Here is a 16,769-nt window from a genome sequence, read left to right as displayed (position 1 = left end):
TGTCAGCGCCCGGCCGCGGCCCGCGCCGCGCGCAGGCGGGCGAAATCCTCGCCCGCATGATGCGAGGACCGGGTCAGCGGGCTCGACGACACCATCAGGAAGCCTTTGGCATACGCGATGGTCTCGTAGGCCTTGAAAGCCTCCGGCGTCACGAAGCTCATGACCTCGTGATGCTTGCGGGTCGGCTGCAGATACTGGCCGATGGTCAGGAAGTCGACCTCGGCCGAGCGCAGGTCGTCCATCAGCTGCAGCACCTCGTTCCGCTCCTCGCCGAGTCCGACCATGATGCCCGACTTGGTGAACATGCCCGGATCCAGTTCCTTGACCTTCTGCAGGAGCCGGATCGAATGGAAATAGCGCGCGCCGGGGCGGACCTTCAGGTATTTCGACGGCACGGTCTCGAGATTGTGGTTGAACACGTCCGGCTTCGCCGCCACCACCGTTTCGAGCGCGCCCGGCTTGCGCAGGAAGTCCGGCGTCAGGATCTCGATCGTGGTCCGCGGCGAGCGCGCCCGGATCGCGCCGATGACGCGGGCGAAATGCTCGGCACCGCCGTCGTCGAGATCGTCGCGATCGACCGAGGTGATGACCACATGACTGAGGCCGAGCTTCTCGACCGCGATCGCGACGCTTTCGGGCTCGCCGGCATCGAGCGCGCCCGGCACGCCGGTCTTGACGTTGCAGAAGGCGCAGGCCCGCGTGCAGGTGTCGCCCATGATCATGAAGGTGGCGTGCTTCTTCGACCAGCACTCGCCAATATTCGGGCAGCCGGCCTCCTCGCACACCGTGACCAGCTTGTTCTCGCGGACGATGCCGCGGGTCTCGTTATAGACCGGCGAGCCCGGCGCCTTGACGCGAATCCAATCCGGCTTGCGGGCGATCGGCTGGTCCGGCCGATGCGCCTTCTCCGGATGGCGCGGCTTCACGCCGCCGACGGTATCGAGCACCGTGACCATGACCTGCTCCCGGTGGCGGCGATCGCTCCGGGCACCATGCCCATGACGATTTCGGCCACGCCATCAAACCCTTGGCGGCTCGCATTCACGACACGGACGAGCCCCGCCCGGATCGATCGACCCACCGTCCTGTTCATTCGCCGCCTGACGCGGCAGCAGCGCCGACGCTGCATCCCCTTGGCGACGCAAGTAGCGACGGATCGACAGCCCGGCAAGCGCCGCGTTGTCCATGGCGCCCCCGACCTTCGCATCAGTCGGCGCGCCTGCCGCCGGAAAAGCGCACCGGCGCGACCGGGCGACCGCGCTCGTCGAGCTTGATCCCGACCGAACGCTCCGTCTGCCCCGGCGGCGCGGCGGCAAGCAGGATCGTCCCCTCGAAGCCTTTCTGCTCGTAGCCGACCGGCTCGGGACCGCCGCCGCGCGCCTCGAAGGCGAGATTGGAGACGCCCTTGGTCGGAATGATCCGGACCTGCCAGACGACGCCGATTTCTCCCCCGCAATCCGAGCGGGCCACCTCCCAGTCGGTGCCCGCAGACCGCCCCTTGGCCTTGATCTCGGCCGGGCAGAAGTCGCGCGCGTTCCACTGGATCCAGACGATCGGCCCGGCGATGAACACCGCTGCCGCGATCGCAAAGGCTGCCAGCGTCAGACGCGTGCCCCAGCGCAGCTTCGGCGGTTCGCGCCCCGCCGCCGGGTCCGGCGTCCCCCGTGCGGCGGACGGGGTCTGGACGGACGGCGCGGACGCTGGATCGGGACTCAAGTGCACATTCCTTGTTCTGGCCTCGCATCCACATATACGGCGCGAGGCCGGAAAGTCGATCACGCCAGCGCGCGCGCGATCAACACCACCACGATCGCGCCAACGGTGGCGACCAGGATCTGCTCGACCAGCGCATTGCCGATGCCGAGATGGATGCCGAGCTTGGAGAACAGGAAACTGCCGACCACCGAGCCGATCACGCCGGTCAGGAGATAACGCAGGATGTTGCCGCCGCCGACGACGAAGCTGGCCAGCCAGCCGGCGACGAGGCCGATGGCGAGGGTGATGAGAAGTGCGCGGGTATCCATGATTGCCTCATAGGTTGGTCAGCCAGTTCCAAGCCAGCAGGATGACGGCCGCGATCAGGCCCAGGGCGATGACGATAGTGCGGACGCTTTCGTTGAAATAGGCCACGGCGGCCACAACGGCCACCAAAAGAGCGAACAGGAACCACCACTTGCCCGCCTGCAGCATGACTGCCCCGCCTCCCCAGTGATGGCTGCCGCGGGGCCGGCCGACGCCGGCCCGGCTCCGAAGGCGCCGCGTTGAGATATGGCCGCGTTCAGATGTGGATGGCGCGTCCCTCGGAATCCAGCACACTCTCGTGCATGATCTCCGAAAGGGTCGGATGCGGGAAGACCGTATGGATCAGGTCTTCCTCGGTGGTCTCCAGGTTCATGGCGATCACGAAGCCCTGGATCAGTTCGGTCACCTCGGCGCCGACCATATGGGCACCAAGCAGGCGGCCGGTCTTCTTGTCGAAGATCGTCTTGACGAGGCCGTCCGGCTCGCCGAGCGCGATCGCCTTGCCGTTGCCGATGAACGGGAACCGCCCGACCTTCACCTCGTAGCCGGCCGCCTTGGCCTTGGCCTCGGTCAGCCCGACCGAGGCGACCTGCGGATGGCAATAGGTGCAGCCCGGAATCTTCGCCTTGTCCATCGGATGGACATGCTTGCCGGCGATCGCCTCGACGCAGATGACGCCCTCATGCTCGGCCTTGTGGGCGAGCATCGGCGGGCCGGCCACGTCGCCGATCGCATAGATGCCCGGGACCGCCGTCCGGCCGATGCCGTCGGTGACCACGGTGCCGCGGTCGAGCTTGACGCCGAGCGCCTCCAGGCCGAGGCCCTCGACATTGCCGACCACGCCGACCGCGGAGATGACCCGTTCGACGGTCAGGGTCTGGGTCTTGCCGTCCTTGAATTCGAGCGTGGCGGTGACGCTGTCGGCGCCGCGGTCGAGCTTCACGACCTTGGTCTCGGTGTGGATCTTGAGACCCTGCTTCTCGAACTGCTTGCGGGCGGCCTTGGCGATCTCCTCGTCCTCGACCGGCATGACCTGGGCCATCACCTCGACCACCGTCACATCGACGCCCATGGTGCGGTAGAAGCTCGCGAATTCGATGCCGATCGCCCCGGAGCCGACGACCAGCAGGGATTTCGGCATGGCGGGCGGCACCATGGCCTCGAAATAGGTCCAGACCAGCTTGCCGTCCGGCTCCAGGCCCGGCAGCACGCGCGGCCGCGCGCCGGTGGCGACGATGATGTGCTTGGCCTTGTAGTCGCCCGCACCGAGCGCACCGCGCGGGGCCGGGTTGGGCTTGCCGTATTCGGTCTCGCGCGCCGCCTCGACCTTGACGGTGCCGGGCGCGGGGATCGAGCCGCGGCCCCAGATCACGTCGACCTTGTTCTTCTTCAGGAGCCCGGTCACGCCCATGTTGAGCTGGCCGGAGACGCCGCGCGACCGCTTGACGATCGCCGCCGCATCGAAGCCGACGCCTTGCGCAGACAGGCCGTAATTCTGGGCATGAGTCATGTAGTGGTAGATTTCGGCCGAGCGCAGCAGCGCCTTGGTCGGGATGCAGCCCCAGTTGAGGCAGATGCCGCCGAGATGCTTGCCCTCGACCACGGCCGTCTTCAAGCCGAGCTGGGCGGAGCGGATCGCCGCGACGTAGCCGCCGGGGCCGCCGCCGATCACGATGACATCATACTGGGACATGGGTCCTCCGCTCCTCTTGCCTTATTGTTCGTCAGGTCTGCCGTGCCGAGCGCGCGCAGTCCTCGTTCATCCCGTAGAAGAGGCCGTCTGCGGCCTCAAACAGGGCTTCCATCCCGCTCGGGCTCGACGCCGTCCGGGCGAGGCCCATCACGCGCTCCAATTCGCGGGTCAGGGCCGTGTAGCGGCTGCGTGCCTCCTCGCCCTGGAAATTGGCGAGATAGGTCCCGAGCGCGCCGAAACGGCTGACCGCCATTCTGGCCTGCACCGCCGGATCGGGCAGACCGGGCACCGAACCGGATGCGCTGTCGGCCATCAGGCCGATACGGAGCTTCGCGTCGAAATAGGTTTCGATCACATCCTTGCAGCTTCGAACCTGTTCCCGCCGGGCCAGATCCCGCTGCATGATCTCCAGATTCCGCGTCTGCACCCATCCCTGGTAGATCGCCGTCGACAGCGAGGCGACCGCGATCGTGAGCGTCACCAGACTGAGGAGCGGCGGTCGACCCGATGGATGCCCCGACATGGTCGACTTGCCCCCTCGATCCCCCGGATCAGCCGTCAGACGGCTGCGGGCGGCGGCGACAGCTTCGCCTCGACCGCCTTCAGCCGCTTCCTGATCTCGTCGACATCGATCTCATGGCGACTGACATAGCCGAACATCACAGTGAAATACCGCGAGAGGTCATCCAGCTTTTCACTCTGCTCGACCTGCGTCACGCGCACCTCGTTCAGCGAGGCGCGCATTGACGAAATTTCGGCCTGGATCTTCTGCAGGACCGGCAGAACCACGTCCGTTACTTCGCTCATTGGCACAACTCCCGTTAGGCCTCACGAGACCATAACGTGAACAAGCGCACTCACACAAGCATGGACATCGGCTTCTCGACCAAGTCCTTGAAGGCGGACAGGAGTTCGGCGCCGAGCGCACCGTCGATGGCGCGATGGTCGCAGGACAGCGTCACGGTCATCTGCTGGACGACCTTGACCTCGCCGCCGCGCACCACCGCGCGGGCCTCGCCGGCGCCGACCGCCAGGATGGTGGCGTGCGGCGGGTTGATCACCGCGGTGAAGTGCTTCATCCCGAACATGCCGAGATTAGACACCGCCGTGGTGCCGCCCTGATACTCGTTCGGCAGCAGCTTGCGCGACCGGGCCCGGGCGGCGAAGTCCTTGGTCTCGTTGGAGATCGCCGAGATGGTCTTCATCTGCGCCTTGCGGATGATCGGTGTGATCAGCCCGCCCGGCATGGCGACCGCGACGCCCACGTCGGAATCCTTGTGCCGCAGCATGCCGGCCTCGGTCCAGGAGACGTTGGCGGTCGGCACCCGCTGCAGGGCGACGGCCAGCGCCTTGATGACGAAGTCGTTGACCGAGACCTTGAAGGCCGGCTTGCCGTCCTTGACCGGGGCCGAGGCGTTGATCTGCTCGCGCAGCGCCAGCAGCGCATCGATGTCGCAATCGACCGTCAGGTAGAAATGCGGGATGGTCTGGGTCGATTCCGCCAGCCGGCGCGCGATCGTCCGGCGCATGCCGTCATGGGGCACCAGTTCGTAGCTGCCCGGCTCGAACAGCTTGAGGATCGCCTCGTCGGAGAGGCCCGACGGCGCGGCGGCGGGCTTCGGCGCGGGCGCAGGGGCTGCAGCCGCTGCGGCCACCGGGGCCGGCGCGGCGGCGGAGGCAGCCGGGGCAGAGCCGGCCTTGCCGGTGCCGGCTGCGATGGCGGCCTCCACGTCGCGCTGGATGACGCGGCCGCGCGGGCCCGTGCCGGCGACGAGCGCAATGTCGATGCCGCCGTCGCGGGCGATGCGGCGGGCGAGCGGCGACGAGAAGACGCGGTTGGCGCCGGTGGCCGCGGCCGGGGCGATCGCAGGAGCCGAGGCCGCCACAGGTGCGGCGGGCGTCGGGGCAGCGGCCGCGACCGGAGCCGGCGTAGCGGCCGACGGGGCCGCGGGAGCTGGTTGAGCCGCCGGGGCCGGCTTGGCGCCGCCGCCGGCCGCCGCGGCGGCGAGATCCTCGCCCTCCCCGGCCAGGATGGCGATCGGCGTGTTCACGGCCACGTCGGCCGTGCCCTCGGCGATCAGGATCTTGGCGATGCGGCCTTCGTCAACCGCCTCGACCTCCATCGTCGCCTTGTCGGTCTCGATCTCGGCGATCACGTCGCCGGCCTTGACCGTATCGCCTTCCTTCTTCAGCCACTTGGCGAGGTTGCCCTTCTCCATCGTGGGCGACAGGGCCGGCATCAGAATGTTCACGGGCATTGCTTCCCCCTCGGGTTTTCTCTCTGGCTGGCACGCAGCCGGCTCTGCGAGCCGGTTGCGTCACGAGGGCCGCGGATCGGCCGCGGCGGGGGATTTCAGCGGTAGGTCACCGCGCGGACGGCGTCGATGACCTCCTGCACGTTCGGCAGGGCGAGCTTCTCGAGATTGGCCGCGTAGGGCATCGGCACGTCCTTGCCGGTGACCTTGAGCACCGGCGCATCGAGATAGTCGAAGGCCTCGGAGACCAGCCGCGAGGCGATCTCGGAGCCGATCGAGCACTGCGGCCAGCCCTCTTCGACGGTCACGCAGCGGCCGGTCTTCTGGACCGACTTGATCACCGTCGCCATGTCGAGCGGACGCAGGGTGCGCAGGTCGACGACCTCGCAATAGATATGCTTCTTGGTCAGTTCCTCGGCCGCCTTCATCGCATAGGTCATGCCGATGCCGAAGGAGACGATGGTGCAGTCGTGACCCGGGCGGGCGACCTTGGCCTTGCCGATCGGGACAATGAAATCGCCCTTCGGCACCGGGAAGGTCTGGCCGTAGAGAATCTCGTTCTCCAGGAACACGACCGGGTTCGGATCGCGGATCGCCGCCTTGAGCAGGCCCTTGAAGTCGGCCGCCGTATAGGGCTGGACCACCTTCAGGCCGGGGATCTGGCTGTACCAGGCGGCATAGTCCTGGCTGTGCTGCGCGCCGACGCGGGCGGCGGCGCCGTTCGGGCCGCGGAACACGATCGGGCAGCCCATCTGGCCGCCGGACATGTAGAGCGTCTTGGCGGCGGAGTTGATGATGTGGTCGATCGCCTGCATGGCGAAGTTGAAGGTCATGAACTCGACGATCGGCCGGAGTCCGGTCAGCGCCGCGCCGACGCCCATGCCGGCAAAACCGTGCTCGGTGATCGGGGTGTCGATGACGCGCTCGGGCCCGAATTCCTGCAGGAGCCCTTGGGTGATCTTGTAGGCGCCCTGATACTCGGCGACCTCCTCGCCCATCACGAAGACGCTCGGATCGGCGCGCATCTCCTCGGCCATCGCGTCGCGCAAGGCCTCGCGCACGGTCTGATTGGCCATCTCGGTGCCGGCCGGATACTCGTCCTCCTCCGGTGCTTCGGGCGGCGGGCTCGCCGGGGCGGTCATCACGGCCGGCGCGGCAAGGGCCGGCTGCGGCGCGGGTGCCGGGGCTGCCGGAGCCGGAGTGGCGGCAGGCGCCGGGCTCGACGCGGCCGCGGATACGTCCTCACCCTCCGCCGCGATCACGGCGATCGGGGTGTTGACCTTCACGCCCTCGGTGCCGGCCTCGACCAGGATGGCGGCGAGCCGCCCCTCGTCGACCGCCTCGACCTCCATGGTCGCCTTGTCGGTCTCGATCTCGGCGATCACGTCGCCGGACTTGATCGTGTCCCCGACGGCCTTCAGCCATTTCGAGAGCTTGCCCTCCTCCATGGTCGGGGAGAGCGCGGGCATCAGAATCTGGGTCGCCATCTCGGAATTCTCCCCCCTCACTTGACGATGTCGGTCCACAGCTCGGACACATCCGGCTCCGGATCGGTCTGGGCGAACTCGGCGGCGTCCTGGACGATGTCGCGCACTTCGGCGTCGATCTTCTTGAGGTCGTCCTCGGTGACGAGACCGCCGCCGAGAAGACGCTGGCGCACCTGCTCGATCGGGTCGTGCTCGGTGCGCATCTTCTGGACCTCCTCCTTCGACCGGTACTTGGCCGGGTCGGACATGGAGTGGCCGCGATAGCGGTAGGTCTGCATTTCGAGGATGTAGGGCCCCTTGCCGGAGCGGGCATGCTCCAGGGCGCGGGCGCCGGCCTCGCGCACGGCGCGGACATCCATGCCGTCGACCTGTTCGCCCGGAATGTTGAACGAGACGCCGCGCTTGGAGAAGTCGGTCTGCGCCGAGGCGCGGCTGACCGCGGTGCCCATGGCGTATTTGTTGTTCTCGATCACGTAGACGACCGGCAGGCTCCACAGCTCCGCCATGTTGAAGCTCTCGTAGACCTGGCCCTGGTTGGCCGCGCCGTCGCCGAAATAGGTCACCGAGACCTTGCCGTTCTTGCGATAGCGGTTGGCGAAGCCGAGGCCGGTGCCGAGCGAGACCTGCCCGCCGACGATGCCGTGCCCGCCGAAGAACTGCTTCTCGACGGAGAACATGTGCATCGAGCCGCCCTTGCCCTTCGAGTAGCCGCCGCGGCGCCCCGTGAGCTCGGCCATGACGCCGCGCGATTCCATTCCGCAGGCGAGCATGTGGCCATGGTCGCGATAGCCGGTGATGGTCTGGTCGCCCTCGACCATGGCCATCTGCATGCCGACCACCACGGCCTCCTGGCCGATATAGAGATGGCAGAAGCCGCCGATCAGGCCCATGCCGTACATCTGGCCGGCCTTCTCCTCGAAGCGCCGGATCAGCAGCATCATCCGGTAGGCGGTCAGTTCCTCATCGGCCGTGAAGGGCGCCGGCCCCGCTTCGACCTTGGACTTGGTGGCGGATTTGGCCATGCTCTCCTCCCATCCCGTTGGGCCGCCCCGGCTGTGGGGCCGATCCCGTGGGGTCGCTCCGGCTCGGACCGCGTCTTCGGGCGCGGCGTGATGGGCGAGAGGATAGCGGAGCCGCAACCGAGATCAAGCCGGGGGCGCGGAGGCGAGCGCCGGCCGCAAGCTATTGCTGCACCGCGAAGATTTTTGTGTTCACTGAATTACGGTTAAACTTCGCAATTCAACTCATTTCTTGTTAACGGCCGCTTGTGCGGCGGTTTTGTAGATCACGATTTCGTTGGGCTGGGCGAAGCCGAGGATGTTGCGGGCCCGCTCGTCGAGCATATCGCTTTCCAGGCTCTGCGGGCGCAGCAATGCGACGCGCTTCTCGATCTCGCTCCGTTCGGCCTTCAGCTCGGACTTGATCGTCTCCAGCCGGGCCGCCTCGGTGTCGAGCACCCGCCGCGCCTCGATGCCGAAGGCGCCGTGCCAGCCATGCCAGGCAAAATAGGCCGAAAACAGCAACGCCACCAGGGGCAGCAGAAGGGGACGGATCAGCGACTTCCTGCGGTGACGCGTGGACATGGATTTGACGCAACTTATACTGGAACAAGGGACGCATCCCGACCGGGACGCCGTCATTCAAGCATCCCAGGGTTAACAAGAGATTCAGCATGCCGCCCGCTCTCGGCGGCGAACCCGCCCGGTCCGCGGACGAGCCCCGCAAAATCCGTCGAGACGGCCGCCAAGCCCGGCGTCCGGAGCGCTGCCGCCCACCGGGGCGACGGTGTAAAATGGACGCGGCGCGGAGATAAGCCTCGCGACTGAAAAGAAAATCGGCGGAGACCCCACCCCATGGACCTATCCCAATCCCTACGCGGCCGCAGCGTGCTGATCACCGGCGCGTCGTCCGGCTTCGGCGCCCATTTTGCCGGCCTGACGGCCCGAGCGGGCGCGCGGATCGCCATCGCGGCACGGCGGATCGGCGAGTTGGAGGCGATGACGGCCGATCTGACGGCCGCCGGCGCATCCGATGTCCTGGCCGTGCGCATGGACGTGTCGGACGCGGCCTCGATCGAAGCCGGTTTCGCCGCGATCGACGACCGTTTCGGCGGCCTCGACATTCTGGTCAACAATGCCGGCATCGGCGTCCAGGCACCGGCGATCGACCAGCCGGTCGACAGCTACGATCAGGTCATGGCGGTCAATCTGCGCGGCCCCTGGCTGGCCGCCCAGGCGGCGGCCCGGCGCTGGCGGGCGGCGAAGCGCGGCGGCGTGATCCTCAACATCGCCTCGATCACCGGGCTCCGCGCCATGAACGGCCTCGCCGCCTATTCGGTCTCCAAGGCGGCGCTGATCCACATGACCGAGAGCCTCGCCATGGAGTGGGCCCGCTTCGGCATCCGCGTCAACGCTCTGGCACCGGGCTATTTCGAAACGCCGATCAATGCCGACCACTTCCAAACCGAGGCCGGCAAGGCGCTGATCCAGCGCATGCCGATGCGCCGCCTCGGCCGGTATGAGGATCTCGACGGCCCGTTCCTGCTCCTGGTCTCCGACGCTTCGCGCTACATGACCGGCAGCGTCGTTACCGTCGACGGCGGCCACACCATCGCGTCGCTCTGACGGCACTGACGGTCTGCCCCGGCCCACCGGCCGGGGCACTCCGAATCTCGGCCGGTCACAGATTGGCGACCGACATGTCCGGATCGAGCCCGCACAGCACCCAGCCGCGATTGAGGTCCTCGATATGTCGCGCCATCCAGATGCGCGCCTCGTCGGCGTCGCGCGCGCGGATCGCCTCGACGATATGCCGATGCGCGGTCATCAGCCGGCCGGCCGACTGCGGCAGATGCGGGCGGATCGCCACATAGGCCGGGTAGAGCAGTTGGCCGATCGGTTCCCGCGCCAGGATCAGCGCCCGATTGCCGGAGCCCGCGGCGATCAGCGAATGGAATTCCATGTCGAGCGGCACCGGTGATTGGCCGGCCGCGATCGCCGCCTCGGTACGGGCGAGGTTGTCGTCGAGTTCGGCCAGCACGGCGTCGGTGCGCCGCGCCGCGGTCAGCGCCGCGGACAGCGGCTCCATGACCATCGCCGCCTCCCACAATTCGCGGAAGGTGATCTGCTGCAGCGTCATAGCCCGACTGGCGCGCGGCGCGAGATCGGCGCTGTCCGGTGCGGCCACGACCAGCCGCTTGCGCGTCTCCCGCCGCACCAGACCTTCCGTCTCAAGCTGCCGGATGCCCTCCCGCACCGTCGAACGATGAACCCCGAAGCGGCCCGCAAGATCGGTCTCGCTCGGCAGCGCATCCCCGGGCTTCAGCGTGCCGTCGAGAATCAGGCGCTCGATTTCCAGGGAGACGGCACGGTAGGCGGGCGGCAGTTCGAGTTTCGTGAAGGCGACCATCAGGGATGTGCATCCGGCGGGGTGAAATAGGGATCGAGCGTTCCGGTCCGCGCCTTGGCCTTGGCGATCTCGTCGCGCGCGACGACGCGCAGATGCACTTCATCCGGCCCGTCGATGAAACGCAAGGCCCGGCCCCAGGTCCACAGATAGGCGAGCGGCGTGTCGTTGGAGAGCCCCATCGCGCCGAACACCTGCATGGCGCGATCGAGCACCCGGGTCTGCATCCTGGCGGCGATGATCTTGATCGCCGACACGTCGACCCGCGCCGACTGGTTGCCGAAGGTGTCCATGGCCCAGGCGGTCCTCAGGCACAGAAGCCGGGCCTGGTCGATCTCCAGACGGCATTCCGCAATGGCATCCTGGTTGTTGGCATAGTCGGCGATCGCCTTGCCGAATACCTTGCGCTCGAGCGCACGCGCCGCCATCAGCTCCAGCGCCAATTCGCACTGCCCGATCGTGCGCATGCAATGGTGGATGCGGCCCGGTCCGAGCCGTGCCTGCGCGATGGCGAAGCCCTTGTTCTCCTCGCCGAGCAGATTGGCGACCGGGACGCGCACATTCCGGAACACCACCTCGCAATGCCCCTCGGGCGAATGGTGGTTCATGATCGGCACGTTGCGCACCACTTCGAAGCCCGGCGCGTCCATCGGCACCAGCACGAAGGAATGCCGCTCGTGGCGCGCCGCGTCGGGCGCGAAATTCGAGACGCCGAGCACGATCAGCACCTTGGCGAGCGGGTGCAGGGCGCCGGTGTTGAACCACTTGCGGCCGTTGATGACGTAGTGGTCGCCGTCGCGGCGGATCTCGGTCTGCAGGTTGGTCGGGTCGGAGGACGCCACGTCCGGCTCGGTGATCGAGACGACGGAGCGGATGTCGCCGTTCATCAGCGGGTCCAGCCACAGCTCGCGCTGCTCGGGCGTGCCGAAGAGATGCAGGATCTCCATGTTGCCGGTATCGGGGGCGCTGCAATTGAACACCTCCGAGGCCCAGGGCAACCGGCCCATGATCTCGGCGAGCGGCGCATATTCGAGATTGGTCAGCCGCGTGCCCGGTTCGCCCGGCTTCAGGCCGGGCAGGAACAGGTTCCACAGCCCCTCGGCCTTGGCCTGGTCCTTCAGCGGCTCGATCACCTCGAGCGGATAGGTGCCGGCCTCGGCCAGCGCATGCCAGCGCCGATTGGCCGGCAGCACGCGCGTCTCCATGAAGGCGGCGAGGCGCTGGCGGAGGTCCTCGACCTTGGGGCTGTAGGCGAAATCCATGGCGGCTCCTCCGCGATTGGTCGATTTTGATTGAGACGTGTTCAGATGCCGACGCGCCCCTCGGCCACGGCGAGGGCGCGGCGGGCGAAATTGACGGCGAGATGGCCGATCTCGGCGGCATCCGCCCCGGCCGCCGAGCCCGCCCGCGCCCGATCGGCGATGCCGACGAAGATCACCGCAAAGCGGAACAGCGCGAAGGCGACGTGGAAGGGCTGCAGCACCCCGGCCGGCCGGGCCTTGGCCTGATAGGCGGCCACGAACCCGGCCGCGGTCGGGATGCCGAGGGCGGCGAGGTCGCGGCCGAGCAGGCCGGCATATTCGTCGGGCCGGGAATGCCAGGCGATGGTGAAGAAGGCGAGATCGGCCAGCGGATGACCGAGCGTCGACAATTCCCAGTCCAGGATGCCGATCACGCGCGGTTCGCTCGGATGGAACATCAGATTGCCGACCCTGAAATCGCCGTGCGCAATGGCGGTGACGCCATCGTCGGGCGGCCGGTTCTCGGCCAGCCAGTCGCAGAGCGCATCGAGTTCCGGCACCGATCCGAAGGAGGACTCGCGCCACTGCCGCGACCAGCGCGCGATCTGGCGCTCGAAATAGTTGCCTGCCTTGCCGAAGTCGGCGAGGCCGACCGTGGCCGGATCGACCGCGTGCAGGCGGGCCATGGTCTCGGCCATGGCCCGGTAGAGCGGTTCGCGCTCCTCGCGTGCCGCTTCGGGAAGGGCGCAATCGTGGAAGACGCGGCCTTCGAGCCGCTCCATCAGATAGAAGGGCGTGCCGATCACCGCCGGGTCGGGCTCATAGAGCACCGGCCGCGGCACCGGCACGTCGGTGCCGGCCAACGCCGAGAGGACCCGATATTCGCGGTCGACGGCGTGCGCGGACGGCAGGATCGGGCCGGACGGCTTCTTGCGCAGCACCAGGCGGGTACCGCCGGCGGTGACGAAATAGGTCGGATTGGATTGCCCGCCGGAGATCCGCTCGATCGCCAAGGCGCCGTCGCCACCGGGCACCCGTCCGGCCAGATAGCCGGAGAGCCGGTCCGCGCTAAAGTCGATCTGTCCCTGCCCGGCCGCGCTCATGACCTCTCCGCCGTTCGATTTGTCCGACAGACCAGCAAATCCGTCGCCTGTCAAGCAACCCGACGCGACGCGCCGGACGGAATGCACAAGCGCGGTCCGGCCCCTGATGGCATGCGGTCGGGACGGATCCCGGCCGTTCGGCCGCAGGCGGCCGCCCCCTCGCCACGCCTCCGGGCTCTGGCAATCCGGGCCCGGATGCGGCATGCCCTGGGATGCGCTTCGGCTGTGCCGCCGGCAGCGCCGGGGAGCCGTCATGATCCTCAAGCAACTGGTCTATCTGGTCGCGCTCGCCCGCGAGGAGCATTTCGGCCGCGCCGCCGAAGCCTGCGCGATCTCCCAGCCGACCCTCTCGGCCGCCATCCGGCAGTTGGAGGAGGAACTCGGCATCACCATCGTCGAGCGTGGCCAGCGCTTCCGCGGCTTCACACCCGAAGGCCGCAGCATCCTGGATCACGCCCGCCGGGTTCTGTCGGATTGCGAGGCGTTGCGCCAGGAGGCCGGGGCGCTGCGCGGCGAACTGGCCGGACGCCTGCGGCTCGGCGTCATCCCGACCGCACTGCCGGTCGTCGCCTCGCTGACCAGCCTGTTCCGGAACAGCCATCCGGCGGTGGCGATCGTGGTGCAGTCGCTGACCTCGGGCGAGATCCAGCGCCGCATCGACGCCTTCGAACTCGACGGCGGCATCACCTATCTCGATTTCGAGCCGCTGGACCGCGTGCGCAAGGTCCCGCTCTACCGGGAGGACTATGTCCTGCTCTGCCCCGACGACGGCCGCTTCGGTCGCGACCGGATCAGCGCGACATGGCGCGAGGCCGCCGAACTGCCGCTCTGCCTGCTGACGCCCGACATGCAGAACCGCCGGATCGTCGACGCCATGTTCCGATCGGTCGGCTGCATCCCCCGAGTCGAGGTCGAGACCAACGCGATCTCCAATCTCTGGGCCCATGCCGGCGTCGGCGCCTGGGCGAGCGTCGTACCGCGCCTCCTGGTCAGCCAGTATGGCGCGCCACCCGGCGCCCGCGCCCTGACCCTCACCGAACCTCATGGCTCGCAACGCGTCGGCGCGATCATTCCCGACCGAGTCCCGGCCAGTCCGCTGTCCACGGCCTTCCATGCCGCCGCCGAGAAGGCAGGCCAGACCGTCCTGTCCGAACATCAAGGCAAGTCATAGCCTATCACTATGACCTGCATTGATAGATTTTACCGATCACTCATTCGGAACAAACGATTTGCCTCAAGGCATGACCTGCCTGCATCACTGAAGGTGCGGGTCCCCGAACCCGCGAACAACAGGGTGGAAGCGGGACGAGGCCGATGCACAGAGGTCAGGTTTCGGGTTGGGATGCGGCGGTCGCGAGCCGGATCATCGAGGCGCGGCGGCAGGAGCCGGGCGCCATGCTGCCGATCCTGCACGACCTGCAGGAGACCTTCGGCTATGTCGACCGCGCGGCCCTGCCGCTGATCGCCGACGCGCTGAACCTGTCGCGCGCGGAGGTCCATGGCGTCGTCTCCTTCTATCACGACTTCCGGTCCGAACCGGCCGGCCGGACCCAGGTCAAGATCTGCCGCGGCGAGGCCTGCCAGGCCGTCGGCTGCCGCGAACTCGCCGCCGCGGCCGAGCGCCGCCACGGCCTCACGCTCGGCGAGACCTCTCCGGCCGGCGACCTGACGCTCGAAGAGGTGTTCTGCCTCGGCAATTGCGCACTCGGCCCCGCCGTCCAGGTCGACGGCGAATCGCACGGCCGGGTGACGCCCGACGTCCTCGACGCCCTGATCGCCACGAGCCGTTCCCGGGGGCACGCATGACCGTCCGCATCCACGTCCCCGCCGACAGCGCCGCCGCCTCGGTCGGCGCCGATCAGGTCGCCGCCCGCCTGGCGATTGAGATCGAGCGCGCCGGGCTCGATGCCCGCATCGTGCGCACCGGTTCGCGCGGCCTGTTCTGGCTCGAACCGATGATCGAGATCGAGACCGCCGCCGGTCCGATCGCCTACGGACCGGTGGCGCCGGCCGACATTCCCGGCCTCCTCGCCGCCGGCCTCATCGACGGCGGTGCCCATCCGCTGCGCCTCGGCCCGACCGCCGCGATCCCCTATCTCGCCCGCCAGGAGCGGCTGACCTTCGCCCGCTGCGGCGCCATTGACCCGGTCTCGGTCGACGACTATCGCGCCCGCGGCGGCTTCAAGGGGCTCGAACGCGCGCTGGCCATGAAGCCGATCGAGATCGTCGAGGAGGTCACCGCCTCGGGCCTGCGCGGCCGCGGCGGCGCCGGCTTCCCGACCGGCATCAAGTGGCGCACCGTGCTCGGCGCGACCGCCGACCAGAAGCACATCGTCTGCAACGCGGACGAGGGCGACAGCGGTACCTTCGCCGACCGCATGCTGATGGAAGGCGACCCCATGCTCCTGATCGAGGGCATGGCGATTGCCGGCCTCGCGGTCGGGGCGACCCAGGGCTGGATCTATATTCGTTCCGAATATCCCCGCGCGGTGACGACCTTCACCCGCGCCGTCGAGGCCTGCCGGCGCGCCGGCATCCTCGGCGCCAAGGTCGGCGGCACCGGCCCGGCCTTCGACATCACGGTGCGGATGGGCGCCGGCGCCTATGTCTGCGGCGAGGAGACCTCGCTGCTCGAAAGTCTCGAAGGAAAGCGCGCGCTGGTCCGCTTCAAGCCGCCGCTGCCGGCCCTGAAGGGCCTGTTCGGCAAGCCGACCGTGATCAACAACGTGCTCTCCTTCGCGGCCGTGCCGACCATCCTGGCCGACGGCGCCAAGGCCTATGCCGACTACGGCATGGGCCGCTCGCGCGGCACCCTGCCCTTCCAACTCGCCGGCAACATCAAGTTCGGCGGCCTGGTCGAGAAGGCCTTCGGGATGACGCTCGGCGAGGCGATCCACGATTTCGGCGGCGGTACCCGCTCCGGCCGGCCGGTCCGGGCCGTCCAGGTCGGCGGCCCGCTCGGTGCCTATTTCCCGGCCGACCATCTCGACACCCCGCTCGACTACGAGGCCTTCGCGGCCCGCAAGGGCATGCTCGGCCATGGCGGCATCGTGGTCTTCGACGACAGCGTCGACATGGCCGAACAGGCCCGCTTCGCCTTCGAATTCTGCGCCAAGGAAAGCTGCGGCAAGTGCACGCCCTGCCGCATCGGTTCGACGCGCGGCCGCGAGACGATCGAGAAGGTGATCCGCGGCGAGGCCGTCGAGCGCAACCTGGCGCTGGTCGACGATCTCTGCCGGACCATGACGGACGCCTCGCTCTGCGCCCTGGGCGGCCTGACGCCCTATCCGGTCTTGAGCGCGATCGAGCATTTCCCGGAGGATTTCGACCGGGCTCCGGCCCGCGTCGCCGCCGAATAGCGGGCCCGGCGGGGCGCCGCTCCCGCCCCGGCGCGACGGACCTTCACCGCTCGCGCCTCGCCGCTCGCGGCCGGGCGGTCCCGGCCATCCGGCCCGACCCGACGGAGGGAGAGGCCGGATCTCCGGACCCGGTCCGGAGGCGGCAGCGGACGGGCGACGCCCCGGGCGCGACGACCTGAACGAAGCGGATCGGCAGCCCGGCCC

The 16,769-nt window shown here is 68.4% G+C and carries 18 protein-coding genes; 4 read left to right on the top strand and 14 right to left on the bottom strand.

Features of this window, described 5'->3' with window-relative positions; all coding sequences use genetic code 11:
- Positions 1-2 precede the first annotated feature (2 nt).
- From lipA to KL771_RS18530, 11 genes are all read right to left on the bottom strand, one after another.
- A complete protein-coding gene (lipA, locus tag KL771_RS18580) occupies positions 3-956 on the bottom strand; it encodes a lipoyl synthase (protein WP_261970012.1) in 954 nt (317 codons plus the stop codon).
- Between the two features lie 250 nt (positions 957-1,206).
- On the bottom strand, positions 1,207-1,716 hold the full coding sequence (locus KL771_RS18575) for a hypothetical protein (RefSeq protein WP_261970011.1): 510 nt from the start codon (positions 1,714-1,716) through the stop codon (positions 1,207-1,209).
- Positions 1,717-1,775: 59 nt separating this feature from the next.
- Positions 1,776-2,024 carry a GlsB/YeaQ/YmgE family stress response membrane protein gene (locus KL771_RS18570; RefSeq protein ID WP_261970010.1) on the bottom strand — a complete coding sequence of 83 codons (249 nt, stop codon included), beginning with the start codon at positions 2,022-2,024 and terminating at the stop codon, positions 1,776-1,778.
- A 7-nt stretch (positions 2,025-2,031) separates the two neighbouring features.
- Complete coding sequence (locus KL771_RS18565) at positions 2,032-2,190, bottom strand: hypothetical protein (protein ID WP_261970009.1); 159 nt, start codon at positions 2,188-2,190, stop codon at positions 2,032-2,034.
- A gap of 88 nt (positions 2,191-2,278) precedes the next feature.
- A complete protein-coding gene (gene lpdA, locus KL771_RS18560; protein ID WP_261970008.1) occupies positions 2,279-3,715 on the bottom strand; it encodes a dihydrolipoyl dehydrogenase in 1,437 nt (478 codons plus the stop codon).
- A gap of 31 nt (positions 3,716-3,746) precedes the next feature.
- The gene (locus tag KL771_RS18555; RefSeq protein ID WP_261970007.1) at positions 3,747-4,238 is read right to left on the bottom strand and encodes a hypothetical protein; all 492 of its coding nucleotides are present in this window, start codon (positions 4,236-4,238) and stop codon (positions 3,747-3,749) included.
- A gap of 35 nt (positions 4,239-4,273) precedes the next feature.
- A complete protein-coding gene (locus tag KL771_RS18550; RefSeq protein ID WP_261970006.1) occupies positions 4,274-4,522 on the bottom strand; it encodes a hypothetical protein in 249 nt (82 codons plus the stop codon).
- A 50-nt stretch (positions 4,523-4,572) separates the two neighbouring features.
- Positions 4,573-5,973: a pyruvate dehydrogenase complex dihydrolipoamide acetyltransferase gene (locus KL771_RS18545; RefSeq protein ID WP_261970005.1), complete on the bottom strand. Its 1,401-nt coding sequence runs from the start codon at positions 5,971-5,973 to the stop codon at positions 4,573-4,575.
- 95 nt (positions 5,974-6,068) lie between these two features.
- Positions 6,069-7,457, bottom strand: a complete 1,389-nt coding sequence (locus KL771_RS18540) for a pyruvate dehydrogenase complex E1 component subunit beta (RefSeq protein ID WP_261970004.1) — start codon at positions 7,455-7,457, stop codon at positions 6,069-6,071.
- 17 nt (positions 7,458-7,474) lie between these two features.
- Positions 7,475-8,479 carry a pyruvate dehydrogenase (acetyl-transferring) E1 component subunit alpha gene (pdhA, locus tag KL771_RS18535; protein WP_261970003.1) on the bottom strand — a complete coding sequence of 335 codons (1,005 nt, stop codon included), beginning with the start codon at positions 8,477-8,479 and terminating at the stop codon, positions 7,475-7,477.
- 222 nt (positions 8,480-8,701) lie between these two features.
- On the bottom strand, positions 8,702-9,097 hold the full coding sequence (locus tag KL771_RS18530) for an FtsB family cell division protein (RefSeq protein ID WP_261970002.1): 396 nt from the start codon (positions 9,095-9,097) through the stop codon (positions 8,702-8,704).
- Positions 9,098-9,310: 213 nt separating this feature from the next.
- Here KL771_RS18530 and KL771_RS18525 point away from each other — a divergent pair, with 213 nt between their 5' ends.
- Positions 9,311-10,081 (top strand): SDR family NAD(P)-dependent oxidoreductase, encoded by a 771-nt coding sequence (locus KL771_RS18525; RefSeq protein WP_261970001.1) that lies wholly within the window; start codon positions 9,311-9,313, stop codon positions 10,079-10,081.
- Positions 10,082-10,136: 55 nt separating this feature from the next.
- Here KL771_RS18525 and KL771_RS18520 read toward each other — a convergent pair whose 3' ends face one another.
- The 3 genes from KL771_RS18520 to KL771_RS18510 are packed head-to-tail and all read right to left on the bottom strand — an operon-like array spanning position 10,137 to position 13,206.
- Entirely contained in the window at positions 10,137-10,865 is a 729-nt protein-coding gene (locus KL771_RS18520; protein WP_261970000.1) for a FadR/GntR family transcriptional regulator, read from the bottom strand.
- Positions 10,865-12,124: an acyl-CoA dehydrogenase family protein gene (locus KL771_RS18515; protein WP_261969999.1), complete on the bottom strand. Its 1,260-nt coding sequence runs from the start codon at positions 12,122-12,124 to the stop codon at positions 10,865-10,867. The genes KL771_RS18520 and KL771_RS18515 overlap by 1 nt, the downstream gene beginning before the upstream one ends.
- A gap of 41 nt (positions 12,125-12,165) precedes the next feature.
- Complete coding sequence (locus KL771_RS18510; RefSeq protein WP_261969998.1) at positions 12,166-13,206, bottom strand: phosphotransferase family protein; 1,041 nt, start codon at positions 13,204-13,206, stop codon at positions 12,166-12,168.
- A gap of 253 nt (positions 13,207-13,459) precedes the next feature.
- On the opposite strand from KL771_RS18510, the gene KL771_RS18505 reads away from it, so the two are divergent.
- From KL771_RS18505 to KL771_RS18495, 3 genes are all read left to right on the top strand, one after another.
- Positions 13,460-14,377, top strand: coding sequence for a LysR family transcriptional regulator (locus KL771_RS18505; protein ID WP_261969997.1), 918 nt, complete (start codon positions 13,460-13,462; stop codon positions 14,375-14,377).
- 143 nt (positions 14,378-14,520) lie between these two features.
- Positions 14,521-15,012, top strand: a complete 492-nt coding sequence (locus KL771_RS18500; protein WP_261969996.1) for a formate dehydrogenase subunit gamma — start codon at positions 14,521-14,523, stop codon at positions 15,010-15,012.
- Positions 15,009-16,565, top strand: a complete 1,557-nt coding sequence (locus KL771_RS18495; RefSeq protein ID WP_261969995.1) for a formate dehydrogenase beta subunit — start codon at positions 15,009-15,011, stop codon at positions 16,563-16,565. The genes KL771_RS18500 and KL771_RS18495 overlap by 4 nt, the downstream gene beginning before the upstream one ends.
- The last annotated feature ends 204 nt before the right edge of the window (positions 16,566-16,769 follow it).

This window comes from Prosthecodimorpha staleyi (genome assembly GCF_018729455.1).
Taxonomy (GTDB): domain Bacteria; phylum Pseudomonadota; class Alphaproteobacteria; order Rhizobiales; family Ancalomicrobiaceae; genus Prosthecodimorpha; species Prosthecodimorpha staleyi.
Note: the sequence above shows the minus strand (reverse complement) of the source record. Positions and strands in the feature narration are given on the sequence as shown.